This is a genomic window from Pseudarthrobacter sp. NPDC092424, assembly GCF_044754925.1.
Classification (GTDB): domain Bacteria; phylum Actinomycetota; class Actinomycetes; order Actinomycetales; family Micrococcaceae; genus Arthrobacter.
In genome coordinates this window covers 286,894-299,421 of record NZ_JBIVQC010000001.1, presented here as the reverse complement: position 1 = coordinate 299,421, position 12,528 = coordinate 286,894, and the positions used below count along the sequence as shown (strand labels likewise).

Here is a 12,528-nt window from a genome sequence, read left to right as displayed (position 1 = left end):
GTCTATGCCCAGGTTCCTAACACTCGCGGATGTAGCCGAGCAGCTCCAGATCAACGCGCCGGCGGCTTACGCCCTGGTCCGCAGCGGCGAGCTGAAGGCTATCCAGGTTGGCGGAAGGGGCCAATGGCGGGTCGAGGAAAAAATGTTGGAACAGTACATCGAAGAGCGTTACGCGGAAGCCAGCCGCATGATCCAGGAGTCAAAGGCGAAGTCAGTCTGACGGCCCCGGCCCGTGACGCCGTTTCCTAGAGCGCCCCGGTTCCGCTCGATCTCACCAGGGAGATAGCCGTAAACGGAACGGTGGAGACCTGCCGCACCTGGGCGTTCCGGCGCACTTCGCCGGGTGCCACCAGTGCCAGATCGAGGAAGTCCGCGCCCACCCTGTCGATGACACCGGCCAGCCGGACTGACGTCGCACCCGCGCCCACAGTCATCGACAGCTGGGCCCGGTCCCGGGCCAGACCCCTCAGGGCGTGTGCCAGGCCAAGCCGCCGTTTCACGCTGGACACCTCTCCAGGAGCCAGCCGGCCCAGCCCCGTGTAGCGCGCCACCGACGCATACGGGACGAGCGCCTGGTGCTGCTCTTCGTCAAGAACCAGGGCATCCGCACCTACGTGGCACAGTACCCCGTGCACCGTTTCTCCGCAGAGCAGGTGCACCGAGAGCCTGCAGTCCATGGAGCCGCGCAGCCGATCCGCCATACCGATCCCCACCAGTTCGGCACGTACGCGGTCGCTGATGTCCGCGTCCAGAACCAGCCGGTCCTGTTCGCTCATTTGGCTTTCCAAGTCGTCAAAAAGGGCATCCCAGCGCATCCGGACAGCGTAGGTTCCGGCAGGCCGGAGGTCAATGGACCGAATTATTTGAGCAAATCTATAGACAAAGTTGCTTTGCCACATTCAAACTGAGCCTAACAGCATCAAACTACATCAAATCGCATCAAAGGGGCTTGTAATGAACGACTCCGCTCCACGGACCTCCGTAGTGACTGACACGGCCATGACCTCCGGCATCCTTCTTCTTGGCGCTGCCCTGCTGCTCTCGGGCAAGTCGGCCGTGGACAGGTTGGTGCGCGGTGCAGCGGCGGACGCGAAGGACGTGCTGCAAGGCCTCGCTGCAGCAGACCTTCTGGGCGCCCTCGCCTCAGCCGCTGGCTCTGCCGTGGTGGCCTGGTGGTTGTTGTCGCTGGCATGCTCCGCAGCCGCGGTCGCCCTGGACCGTCGCGGCAACCGCCGGGCGGCGGCAACCGCCCGCCGATTCTCACCGGCATTCATGCGCAGGCTCATCCTTGCCGTACTTTCGCTCCAGCTTTTTTCCGGCCCGGCGGCGCATGCCGTCATGGCGCCGGGACCGGAGTGGATGCCCACACAAACTGAAGCCTCCGCGCCGGCCGGCCCCGCAGCTTCCCATCCGGAAGGCATCCCTTCAGGAGTCGAACCCCGGTGGCGACCACCGGCACCGGTAACGGGCCCCGGCCTGCTGGCGCGCCCGAGCGTCCGCGCCGGCGTTCAGGCGGACACGGCGCCACAGGGGCGGACCGTAGAAGTGACCGTGCTGGCCGGGGACACCTTATGGGACATAGCGAAAAAAGACCTGGGCCCGGGAGCTTCCGACGTGGAGGTGGCCCTTCACTGGCCACGCTGGTACCAGGCAAACCGGAACCTCATCGGCCTGAGTCCGGATGTGCTTCTACCGGGGCAGGTCCTTCAGGCTCCGCCCGGACGCTGACCCAACCACACGCCGCAGCAATAGCACAGACAGATATTCCTGAACTACCACGATCGACAAAGGGGAACCCCATGACCGCAGCAACACCGATCCAGACCGCGCAGGAACTGCGGAAGGAACCCCGACAGCACCCAGGGGCGGGGCCGCACCGGCAAACGGGAACTCCCAGGGACGACTCCTCGGACATCCGCGCCATCACGCGTGGCACCGTCCAGGCCGCCATGGAAGTGCTGGCCGGCATCCGCCCCGTTCACCAGCTGGCACGGCGGCTTGACCCAAGGTGCCTGGCCACGCTGCAGCACAGAGCGGCCCTGATCCGCCGGGAGGCAACGCGCACGGCCAACCCGGTCCTTGCCCGGCTTCACCGGAACTCAAGCGTCGGGTCGGTCCGGGTCTGTGAAGTGTCAGAGGGAATCTACGAAGCCAGCGCCGTGGTGGTTGACGACGTCCGGGCCCGCGCCGTCGCTGTCCGCCTGGAGCGGAGCAAGCAGGTTTGGCGGGTCACCGAACTCGTCATCGGATAGTCAGGTCAGTTCCGTTTTTTCTTCGCCCGCCTTGCGGCATCCTGGGCCGCAGCCTTCGCAGGGTTGCCGGAGCGGCCAGGGCCAGAGGAGCGGGTCTCCACCCTGGTCTGCGCTCCACCGCTTTCGCTGGGCGCTGTGTACTGCAACTGGGCAGGTCTCTCAGGGGCTTCCAGCCCGGCCGCTCGAACCTGCGGTTCGACATGCTCTGTGTGTGCCCCCGCGGCGTCCTGCACCACAACATCGCGGGCCGGGGTCACTTCGACCTCCAGATTGAACAGGAACCCGACGCTCTCCTCGCGGATGGCCTCCATCATGCTCTGGAACATCACGAAGCCCTCGCGCTGGTACTCCACCAGGGGATCGCGCTGAGCCATGGCCCGCAGCCCGATTCCTTCCTTCAGGTAATCCATCTCGTAAAGGTGTTCCTGCCACTTTCGGCCGATGACCGAGAGCACAACCCGGCGCTCCAGTTCGCGCATGCTTTCCGAACCGAGGGCCTCTTCGCGGGCCTGGTACACCAGACGGGCGTCAGACAGGATTTCCTCCTTGAGGAACTCCGCCGTCAGCCTGGATTTGCCGCCGGCTTCCTCGATCAGGTCCTCGGGCGTGATGCTGACCGGGTAGAGCGTCTTGAGGTTGGTCCAAAGCTGCTGGAAGTCCCAGTCGTCACCGTTGCCCTCTGCCGTGGCGGAGTCGATGAGCGCCGTGATGGTGTCCTCTACGAAGAACTGCACCTTCTCGTGCAGGTCGTCGCCTTCCAGGATCCGCCGGCGGTCGCTGTAGATGGCCTCGCGCTGCCGGTTCAGGACGTCGTCGTACTTCAGGACGTTCTTGCGCTGCTCGGCATTGCGTCCTTCGACCTGGCCCTGCGCGGAAGCGATGGCGCGTGACACCAGCTTGGATTCCAGTGCCACGTCGTCGGGAACGGAGCTGTTCATTAGGCGTTCGGCGGCGCCGGAGTTGAAGAGCCGCATCAGGTCGTCGGTCAGTGACAGGTAGAACCGGGACTCACCGGGGTCGCCCTGGCGTCCGGACCGGCCGCGGAGCTGATTGTCGATGCGCCGGGACTCGTGGCGCTCGGTGCCCAGAACATAGAGTCCACCCAGGTTCAGGACTTCCTCATGCTCGTCCTTGACCGACTGCTTCGCAGCCTCCAGGGCCGCCGGCCAGGCGGCCTCGTATTCTTCGGAGTTCTCTTCCGGGTCCAGCCCGCGCTTGGCAAGCTCAGCAACGGCGGTGAATTCAGCGTTGCCCCCCAGCATGATGTCCGTTCCGCGGCCGGCCATGTTGGTGGCCACGGTCACGGCGCCCTTGCGGCCGGCCTGGGCCACGATTGCTGCTTCCCGGGCGTGGTTCTTCGCGTTCAGGACCTCGTGGCGGACGCCTTCCTTGGCAAGCAGCCGGGAGAGGTATTCGCTCTTTTCGACGCTGGTGGTGCCCACCAGGACCGGCTGGCCCTTTGCATGCCGTTCGGCGATGTCGCGCACGACGGCGTCGAACTTCACGGTCTCATTCTTGAACACCAGGTCCGGCTGGTCGATCCGCTGCATGTCACGGTTGGTCGGGATCGCCACCACGCCGAGCTTGTAGGTGCTCATGAACTCGGCGGCCTCGGTCTCGGCCGTACCGGTCATGCCTGAAAGCTTGTTGTACATGCGGAAGTAGTTCTGGAGCGTAACGGTGGCCAGCGTCTGGTTCTCCGCCTTGATCTCCACGCCTTCCTTGGCCTCGATGGCCTGGTGCATGCCCTCGTTGTAGCGACGGCCGGCCAGGATGCGGCCGGTGTGCTCGTCGACGATCAGGACCTCGCCGTCCAGGATGACGTAGTCCTTGTCCCGCTTGAAGAGCTCCTTGGCCTTGATGGCGTTGTTAAGGAACCCGATGAGCGGGGTGTTGGCGGACTCGTAAAGGTTGTGAATGCCCAGGTAGTCCTCGACCTTTTCGATGCCGCTTTCCAGCACACCCACGGTGCGCTTCTTCTCGTCCACCTCGTAGTCGGTTCCGGGCTGGAGGCGAAGCACCACCTTGGCGAACTCGCTGTACCAGCGGTTGGTGTCGCCCGGTGCCGGTCCGGAGATGATCAGCGGCGTCCGTGCTTCGTCGATCAGGATCGAGTCCACCTCGTCGACGATTGCGAAGTTGTGGCCGCGCTGGACCAGTTCGTTCTTGTCCCACGCCATGTTGTCGCGCAGGTAGTCAAAGCCGAACTCGTTATTGGTGCCATAGGTGATGTCCGCGGCGTACTGCTGGCGGCGGACGGACGGGTCCTGGTTGGAAAGGATGCAACCGCTGGTGAGGCCCAGGAAGCGGTAAACGCGGCCCATGAGGTCCGACTGGTATTCAGCGAGATAGTCGTTCACCGTGACCACGTGCACGCCCTTGCCGGTGAGTGCATTCAGGTAGGCGGGGGCAGTTGCCACCAGGGTCTTGCCTTCACCGGTCTTCATTTCCGCGATGTTGCCGAGGTGGAGGGCGGCGCCACCCATCAGCTGGACGTCGAAGTGGCGCATGCCCAGTGTTCTTGACGAGGCCTCGCGGACAGCGGCAAAAGCTTCGGGAAGCAGGTCGTCCAGCTTCTCACCGTCCTGGTGCCGCGCGCGCAGCCGGTCGGTCTCGGCACGGAGTTCGGCATCCGTGAAGGTCTTAAAGGAATCTTCAAGGGCATTAATGGAGTCGGCATAGTTCCGCAGCTGCCGGAGTGTTTTCTTGTCACCCGTGCGGAGAAGTTTTTCGATAAGTGATGCCACGTGAAGATGCTCCCAGTCTCATGCCGCCGAATTCTGGCGTTTTTAGTCTACGGGAGAGATACGCCGCACATACCACCGGTCCGGGGCCGGTTTCCCTGAGAGCGAATACCGGGCTCAGGCCTTCCCCACAGCCCCGGACAGGGCACCGGCAAGGTCCCCCACCGGGTAGACCTCCACCCCGTCAAGTCCCAGCCAGCCTGCCATCAGCGCCAGTTCGGCAGCGAGTTCGACGGCGGTGTCGGCCGGTGCTTCCGGCTCGGCGAACGCTGACCTCACCAGCAGCCGTCCGCCCTGCCGGTCCGCTTTGAGGTCCACCCGGGCCACCATGGCGTCCCGCAGCAGGAACGGCAGCACGTAGTAGCCGAAGCGCCTTTTGGGCCGGGGCGTGTAGATCTCGATGCGGTAGTGGAACCCAAACAGTTCCTCGAGCCGGCGCCGTTCGAACACTGCGGAATCGAACGGACTCAGGAGCGCACGCCCGTCCGCGCGGCGGGGCAGCCGTGCTTCGCCGTGACGGAAAACGGTACGGTTCCACCCGTCCACCGTCACGGGTTCCAGGACCCCGGCGCCCACCAGGTGGTCCACGGAATCCGCGGTGGCCTTCAACGGAGTGCGGAAATAGTCGGCGAAGCAACGGACCGTTCCTATGCCATGGGCCCGGGCGGCGGCCTCCACGAGCCGATGGAGGGCCTCGGCGCGGACATCCTGGGCGGCAGGGTCACTGGGCCCGCCGTCGGGTACCGGCAGGATCCGTTCCGCCAGCGTATATCTGCGCTCAAACTGTTCCGTCCGGGATGCGGCGCCCACCACGCCTGCTTCGAACAGGTGCTCCAGGACCCTTTTGACCGTATTCCAATTCCACCCCCATCCGCCCGCCTGTTCCGGCTCAACATGCCCCATCCGGACTGTCAGTTCCGAGGCCGTCAGGGGCCGCGACCGCTCCAGGATGTCCAGGACGCGGCGGGCGACGGCATCCCGCACGTCCGGATCAAGCCGCCCGGCCCCCACCCACTCCCGCTTCTGCCACAAGAGCAGATCCCGGTAGTGTCCCGGCCGGATGAAGCTGGCTTCGTGCGCCCAGTACTCCATCATCCGGCGGGGATGGCTGCTGGCCATCCGCTGCAGGATGGACCGGTCGTACGGTCCCAGCCTGGAGAAAAACGGCAGGAAGTGGCTGCGCGCCAGGACGTTGACAGAGTCAATCTGGACCAACTGAAGCCGGGCAAAGGTGCGGCCCACCGCCCGTGCTGTCACCGGGCCGGCGGGCCGTACCTTGTCGAGTCCCTGAGCTGCCAACGCGATCCGCCGTGCCTGGTGCAGGCTCAGCTTTGCGGGCACATCAGTCCTCTCTGGAGATCGTTACGCCATCCTAGGCGTTCGCGGCGGCATCGTCCGAGCGGTACGCGAGGATCTTTTCCTCCACCACGGTATCCCCCGGCTCGCATTCGTGGTCCAGCGTGATCACGCCGTAGGTCCAGCCGCGGCGGCGGTAAACCACTGAAGGAGTGTTCGTGGCCTTGTCCACAAACAGGTAGAAGTCGTGACCGACCAGTTCCATGTTGTCCACGGCGTCATCCAGGGACAGTGAGGCGGCCGGAAAGACCTTCCGCCGGATCAGGACAGGCGAGTCACCGGCGGGGATGTCGTTGTCCACGTCATAGGGCGACTTCTCCGCCGTAGCCGCAGCTGCGTCGTTGCGGTGGCTCGCTTCAAGGTAGAGCGGCTCCTGCGTGCTGGCCGGCTCAAGGGAAGCAGTTGCCTCGCGGACGGCCTTGGGCGTGTGGCGTCCATGGTGGACCTTCTTGCGGTCCTTCGCGCGGCGAAGGCGCTCCAGCAACTTGTTATAGGCCAGGTCGAATGCTGCGAACTTGTCAGCGGCGCTCGCTTCGGCGCGGATCACGGGCCCCCTGCCCAGCACCGTCACTTCGACAGTCAGCTGGTCGCCGGTCTGCCGGGCATTGGTCTCCTTGGACACTTTCGCGTCGACCCGCTGGACCTTATCCCCCAGCGATTCGATCTTTGAAATCTTTTCCCCGGCGTATTCACGGAACCGGTCTGAAACCGTCAGATTTCGTCCGCTGATCATAAACTCCATGGTGCCCTCCAAATGACTTCGGTGACACGACGGCGGAACATCCCTGGGCCGATCTGACTGACAGTCGAGCCCCTCTCCGAGCCGCCATCGAAAGGTACATTCTGTTCTTTGTACCCACCACCGACGTTAGTTCATCGCCACGCGTTATTCATCTTTTCTTGGTTTATTTTTTTCCAGGCCGGGGCCCCTGACGGGAGGGGCTACAGCGGTACCGCAGCTCCACCTGCGAAGGCGGCATCCGGCGGGCGCGCAGCGGCCAGGACCACGGCGCCGGCCACTTTCGCCTCTCCGGCGCGCAGTGCCCGGGCGGCCTCGGACAGGGTAGCCCCCGTGGTCAGGACATCGTCGACAATGATGCACCTGCGCCCGGCAACGTCCGGCCGGCGCACGCGCATGGAACCCCGGACGCGGCTGGCCCGGGCTCCCCGCCCGAGCCCCTTCTGGCCCCCGCCGGAGGACCCGTGCGGCCGCCCGGACAGCCAGCCCTCCCTGCCCCCGCCGGCCAGCACATCGGCCACCACCGCGCCCGGAAGGTGCCGTACCGCACCGGAAAGGAGGAGATGGACGGGACTGAATCCACGGCTGAGGTACGCGGCCGTGCCGGTGGGGACAGGCACGAGAACCACGCCCCCGCCGTCGTCCGGCATTGCTGCCCGCACCGCCCCCGCCAGAGCGCCGGCGAGGCATTGCCGCAGGTGCTGCTGGCCGTGGCGCTTAAAGGAAAGGAGCGACTGTGCCAGCTCCTCCCGGTAGACGCCTGCGGCAACCACGGGCAGCAGCACGGAACCATCGACGTCCATGAGGGCGGGTGCGCCGCTCTCCGCCCGGAACGGTTCCCTGGTCAGGAACCTGAGGCGCCGTTGGCACTGAACACACAGCGCCCGGTCCTCCGCCCCGCAGCACACGCAGTCAACGGGGACGGCCAGGGCCATCAGGTCCTCCCAGGCACCGGCGACCTGGTCTGCAAACCGCAGCACGCCGGAAGGCTGCGCCGACCGATGGCGGCCTGCATGTTCGGGCGGGGGTTGAAGGTCCGGGTCACGGCCGGGCGGCCGGCTGTGCCGCGCTGCCCGGAACCTCAAGGTGCTCATAGTCCCAGCCTGCCCGGCCTGTCCGGCCTAGGCACTGCCAAGGATCCCTATGTGGATAACGCCGGGTCCTCAGCCGGGGAATGCCGGGTCCAATGGCCCTGAGATCTGCGGCGACCAGCCATTGCCCAGGCGCTGGAAGATGCCCTCGGCCGACTGTCCATATATGTCGTCCGCCCCGTTGCCCGCGCTGAGGGCAACGAGTCCCGGCCAGGGTGCCAACGGCTGGGGCTCGCCGGACGTCAGTGACAGCAGCTCCGCAGTCACGTTCGCTGCCTTGGAACCCTTCATCACGGCCACCGTAGTGTCCGTAACCCAGACTCCCTGATCCGGCTGGCCGGAGGCCGCAAGCGTCACTGGCGTGGTCAGCTCCCGCGGAGTGCCGTCCCTGCCGCGGATGACGCCTGTAATCTGGACCCGGGTCTGGCCGTTCTGCTCGGAAATCACCAGGGCCCGCACGCCCTCGCGCGACATCCGGAACTCCTTGACGGCCCGTCCGGCCAGCCACGCTGGTTTGAGCGACACGGTTGGCACGGTCACGCCGGCCGCCGTTCCGGCAGGCCGGAAGGCTGCCACCTCGCTTGCCCCGGAGGCGCCTGGCCCGGCGGTCCACACCCAGTCGTGGAGGTCGAAAGAGGGCCTGGTCAGCGTGCTGCGCGTGGTGAGAGCGCGGGCGGGCTGTCCGGGAAGGATGCTGTAGAGCGTGGTCCGGCCGGCGTTGAGGAAGGCGGCGGCCTGGGATACCGGCGACTCCGCCGGATAGCGCGGATTGAGCGACGAGACGGGCTGCATGTCCGGCAGCGGCGAGATCCGGTTGTTCTCGTAGCGGACCAACTCCCTGTCACTGATGGCAATCTGGCGGGATGGAACGCTCTTGTTCTGGACCGGCGGCAGGACCGTCCCGTCGTCCTCCACCCGGACCAGGTCCTGGTTGGCCCGCAGCTCCACGTTGACCACGTCCGGCTGGCTGCGGAAGGTGAGCGTCAGCTGCATCTGCATCCGCAGGCGGTCCTCCGCGGAAGTGGCCATGAGTTCCTTGGCGGTGAGGTCCACCTGGGCTGCTCCGGACACCACCGGGACGGATTCGCGGGCCAACTTGATCCCCGACGGGAACGCGCTGGCCACGGCGCCGCGCAGGTAGGGCGCGGGCCCGGCCAGCAGGGCACTGGTCATTGCCTTGACCGTCTTGTTCTTTATGAACCACCGGACGTCCGGAACCGCGTAGGTGAAGGTGGGGTCGTAGAAGTAGATGGGGTAGGCGCCGTAAATGACCTTGAAGGTCTCCTCCGGGATGGCCGTTCCATCCGGAATGTCGGAGATCCGCCATTCGCCGTCCACCTGAGCCACCGTGACCGGAATCCTTTCGACGGTTCCTTCGGGTGACTGCGTGGCGATGCCATCCGCATCAACCATGTAGGCCACGTCCAGCTCATAGTTGTAGACGTTTTCAGTCCTTGTCGGCACCACCCGCGCGTCCCTGTAGACGAGGGCCCGCTGGTCGGGCCGCCAGGACACGGAAGAGGCCTGCGTCAGGTACTGGCGCGCCACGGCGTAGTCGTCTTCGTAGCCGCTGCCGGCCCGGTAGAAGTAGTCGATGATGGCTTCCGGCGCTGCCCCCTGCTGGGGTGCGGCAGGCAGGAAGACGGGTGCGCTGACGTTTCCGGCGCTGCCCTCGCTGCTCTTGCCCACGGGCCCGGAGGTTGGGATACGGGCGCAACCGGGCAGGACCAGGACCAGCAGTACGAGCATGAAGGCCACCAGCGGCGCCTGCCTCGGTGCGGGGCCGTTCATTCCTTCTCCTTCGTCGTGGCGGCGGGAGCCAGCGATCCTGGCTCCAGCAGCACCATGGTGCGTGATTCAGGTCCCCCGGGAAACACAATGTCCCCCGGTTCCAGCTGGACCGGCGAGGCCTCGATTTCCTCGCCCTGGCGCAAGGGCAGGGTCAGCCGGAAGTTCGCGCCGCTGCCCTTCCTGCCCCACGCCTGCAGCCAGCCATTGTGCAGCTTGGTGTCCTCCATGGCGATTGAAAGGCCCAGGCCGCTGCCGCCGGTAGTGCGGGCCCGGGCAGGATCAGCACGCCAGAACCGGTCAAACACCCGGGCCGCCTCGGCCGGTTCCATGCCGATGCCATGGTCCCGTACAGCCACCCCGACTGCGTTGCCGTTGGCCGCCACAGTGACCGTCACGGATTTGCGTTCCCCGTGCTCCACCGCGTTTAGGATGAGGTTGCGCAGGATCCGGTCGATGCGGCGGGCGTCCATGTCCACAATGATGGGCTCCGCGGGCGCGCGGAGGATGATCTCGGAACCGTATTGGGCGGCCACCGGCGCGGCACCGTCAATCACGTGCGAAATGACCTGCACGATGTCCTCCGGCTCGGCATCGAGGACCGCCACGCCGGCGTCGAACCGGGAAATCTCCAGGAGGTCGGAGAGCAGGGACTGGAAACGCTCCACTTGGTTGTACAGCAGCTCCGCCGAGCGCTTGTTGATGGGGTCGAAGTCTTCCCGGGCGTCGTACAGGACCTCGGCGGCCATCCGCACGGTAGTCAGCGGCGTCCGCAGCTCGTGCGAGACGTCCGAGACGAACCGCTGCTGCATCTGCGACAGCGTGGCCAGCTGCGTGATCTGTTCCTGCAGGCTCGCGGCCATGTGGTTGAAGGAGGCGCCGAGGCGGGCCACCTCATCCTCGCCGCGGACCACCATGCGTTCCTGCAGCTGGCCGGCGGCGAGTTTCTCCGAGACGGTGGCCGCGTGGCTGACAGGGCTGACCACATTGCGTGTGACGTACCAGGCAACTGCGCCGATCAGCAGGACCAGGACCGCTCCGCCGGCCCACAGCACGCCCTGGATCTCGTCCAGGGTCTGCTGTGCGGTGTTCAGGTCATAGATCAGGTAGAGCTCGTAGACGGTGCCGTTGAAGGTCACCTTGTTGCCCACGGCGATCCCAGGGCGGTCCTCGGTACCCACGGGGATGACGGTGGATGCCCAGTACTGGTCCTTGCCGGACTGCTGCACGGCCTTGCGCAGTTCGGGCGGAATGACGCTGACGGTCAGCTGGTCCGAGGCCCGGGACTCAACCCACCGGTTGCGCGGCTTGGTTTGCTCCGGAACCGCTTCGAACACGTACCGGCGCTGGATCACCGAGCCGCGGCCCTCCACCGCGTTCAGCGTGTCGTAAACCAGGGTGATGACGCTGGACTGGTCGGTGACCTGTGCGCCGTCGAAAGTTTCCTGAACCTGTTTGACGTGGTAGCGGGTTTCGGATTCGGCCTGGGTGAGCCGTTCCTGGAACAGGTTGTGGGCGATCTGGTTGGACAGGTACGCGCCCACCACAGCGAAGGAGGTGACGGCGAGCAGGAGGGTTGTGAGCACCGTGCGGAACTGGAGGGACCGCCGCCACCGGCGGTGCAGCATGCGCCCCACAGAACGGACCGCGGGCAGTAGGCGGCGGAAGCCCATCCGCACCAGGCGCCATACGCGCAGGCCCACGATGAGCGCACGCCGCTGCCAGATCCGCGATCGGAAGGAGAGGCGGTGAAGGCGGTTCGTCACCGAGTCGGGGTGGTCCGGCACGGGCCGGGGATCAGGCCCCTGCTTTGTAGCCGACACCACGCACCGTCAAAACGACCTCGGGAGCTTCGGGGTCCTGTTCGATCTTGGACCGCAGCCGCTGCACATGGACATTGACCAGGCGCGTGTCCGCGGCGTGCCGGTAGCCCCACACCTGCTCAAGCAGCAGCTCCCGCGTGAACACCTGCCACGGCTTGCGTGCCAGCGCCACCAGGAGGTCGAATTCCAGCGGGGTCAACGAGATCCGCTCGTTGCCCCGGCTGACGGTGTGGCCGGCGACGTCGATGGTGATGTCTGCGATCCGCAGGGTCTCGGGCGCCTTCTGGTCCCCGGGCCGGAGCCGGGCACGCACGCGGGCCACAAGCTCGGCCGGCTTAAACGGTTTGGGCACGTAGTCGTCTGCACCGGACTCCAGTCCACGGACGACGTCCGACGTGTCCGACTTGGCGGTGAGCATCACGATCGGCACATCCGATTCAGCCCGGATTTGCCGGCAGACCTCGATGCCGTCCGCGCCGGGAAGCATGAGGTCCAACAGGACCAGGTCCGGCCGGGATGAGCGGAATACGTCAAGGGCCTGTGCGCCGTCCGCGCAAAAGACCGGTTCAAATCCGTCGTTACGGAGGACAATCCCAATCATTTCGGCCAGCGCTTCGTCATCGTCAACAACCAGAATGCGTGCCTTCATAGTTATATATTCCCTTATGAACCAGGCTTTGTCGTGCTGAGCGCCGCCCGGCATGGCGCGGGCGGGAACGTACGACGCCGGAACTA

General features: G+C 65.8%; 11 protein-coding genes. 3 read left to right on the top strand and 8 right to left on the bottom strand.

Annotated features, from left to right (window positions below; translation table 11 throughout):
* Nucleotides 1-4: 4 nt before the first annotated feature.
* On the top strand, nt 5-220 hold the full coding sequence (locus ACIQCN_RS01450; RefSeq protein ID WP_400603222.1) for a helix-turn-helix domain-containing protein: 216 nt from the start codon (nt 5-7) through the stop codon (nt 218-220).
* Nucleotides 221-245: 25 nt separating this feature from the next.
* Here ACIQCN_RS01450 and ACIQCN_RS01445 read toward each other — a convergent pair whose 3' ends face one another.
* The gene (locus ACIQCN_RS01445) at nt 246-776 is read right to left on the bottom strand and encodes a hypothetical protein (RefSeq protein ID WP_400609018.1); all 531 of its coding nucleotides are present in this window, start codon (nt 774-776) and stop codon (nt 246-248) included.
* Nucleotides 777-954: 178 nt separating this feature from the next.
* On the opposite strand from ACIQCN_RS01445, the gene ACIQCN_RS01440 reads away from it, so the two are divergent.
* Entirely contained in the window at nt 955-1,728 is a 774-nt protein-coding gene (locus ACIQCN_RS01440; protein WP_400609016.1) for a LysM peptidoglycan-binding domain-containing protein, read from the top strand.
* Nucleotides 1,729-1,799: 71 nt separating this feature from the next.
* Complete coding sequence (locus ACIQCN_RS01435; protein WP_400603219.1) at nt 1,800-2,252, top strand: Rv3235 family protein; 453 nt, start codon at nt 1,800-1,802, stop codon at nt 2,250-2,252.
* A gap of 5 nt (nt 2,253-2,257) precedes the next feature.
* On the opposite strand, the gene secA is transcribed toward ACIQCN_RS01435, so the two are convergent.
* The 7 genes from secA to mtrA all read right to left on the bottom strand — a co-directional run bounded on the left by secA (nt 2,258) and on the right by mtrA (nt 12,442).
* Nucleotides 2,258-4,999 (bottom strand): preprotein translocase subunit SecA, encoded by a 2,742-nt coding sequence (secA, locus tag ACIQCN_RS01430; protein ID WP_400609014.1) that lies wholly within the window; start codon nt 4,997-4,999, stop codon nt 2,258-2,260.
* Nucleotides 5,000-5,113: 114 nt separating this feature from the next.
* Entirely contained in the window at nt 5,114-6,337 is a 1,224-nt protein-coding gene (locus ACIQCN_RS01425) for a winged helix-turn-helix domain-containing protein (RefSeq protein ID WP_400609012.1), read from the bottom strand.
* A gap of 31 nt (nt 6,338-6,368) precedes the next feature.
* Nucleotides 6,369-7,094, bottom strand: a complete 726-nt coding sequence (hpf, locus tag ACIQCN_RS01420; RefSeq protein ID WP_400603215.1) for a ribosome hibernation-promoting factor, HPF/YfiA family — start codon at nt 7,092-7,094, stop codon at nt 6,369-6,371.
* 200 nt (nt 7,095-7,294) lie between these two features.
* A complete protein-coding gene (locus tag ACIQCN_RS01415) occupies nt 7,295-8,071 on the bottom strand; it encodes a ComF family protein (RefSeq protein ID WP_400609010.1) in 777 nt (258 codons plus the stop codon).
* 183 nt (nt 8,072-8,254) lie between these two features.
* A complete protein-coding gene (locus tag ACIQCN_RS01410) occupies nt 8,255-9,973 on the bottom strand; it encodes an LpqB family beta-propeller domain-containing protein (protein WP_400609008.1) in 1,719 nt (572 codons plus the stop codon).
* Nucleotides 9,970-11,643 carry an MtrAB system histidine kinase MtrB gene (gene mtrB / locus ACIQCN_RS01405; RefSeq protein ID WP_400609333.1) on the bottom strand — a complete coding sequence of 558 codons (1,674 nt, stop codon included), beginning with the start codon at nt 11,641-11,643 and terminating at the stop codon, nt 9,970-9,972. The genes ACIQCN_RS01410 and mtrB overlap by 4 nt, the downstream gene beginning before the upstream one ends.
* Nucleotides 11,644-11,767: 124 nt before the next feature.
* Entirely contained in the window at nt 11,768-12,442 is a 675-nt protein-coding gene (gene mtrA, locus ACIQCN_RS01400) for an MtrAB system response regulator MtrA (RefSeq protein WP_400603211.1), read from the bottom strand.
* Nucleotides 12,443-12,528 lie beyond the last annotated feature (86 nt).

What these genes read in the sequence shown, in the direction of transcription:
- mtrA (WP_400603211.1), bottom strand. Translation starts at nt 12,442, where the DNA reads ATGAAGGCACGCATTCTGGTTGTTGACGATGACGAAGCGCTGGCCGAA.
- ACIQCN_RS01410 (WP_400609008.1), bottom strand. Translation starts at nt 9,973, where the DNA reads ATGAACGGCCCCGCACCGAGGCAGGCGCCGCTGGTGGCCTTCATGCTC.
- ACIQCN_RS01435 (WP_400603219.1), top strand. Translation starts at nt 1,800, where the DNA reads ATGACCGCAGCAACACCGATCCAGACCGCGCAGGAACTGCGGAAGGAA.
- mtrB (WP_400609333.1), bottom strand. Translation starts at nt 11,643, where the DNA reads ATGGGCTTCCGCCGCCTACTGCCCGCGGTCCGTTCTGTGGGGCGCATG.
- ACIQCN_RS01440 (WP_400609016.1), top strand. Translation starts at nt 955, where the DNA reads ATGAACGACTCCGCTCCACGGACCTCCGTAGTGACTGACACGGCCATG.
- hpf (WP_400603215.1), bottom strand. Translation starts at nt 7,094, where the DNA reads ATGGAGTTTATGATCAGCGGACGAAATCTGACGGTTTCAGACCGGTTC.
- ACIQCN_RS01450 (WP_400603222.1), top strand. Translation starts at nt 5, where the DNA reads ATGCCCAGGTTCCTAACACTCGCGGATGTAGCCGAGCAGCTCCAGATC.
- ACIQCN_RS01445 (WP_400609018.1), bottom strand. Translation starts at nt 776, where the DNA reads ATGAGCGAACAGGACCGGCTGGTTCTGGACGCGGACATCAGCGACCGC.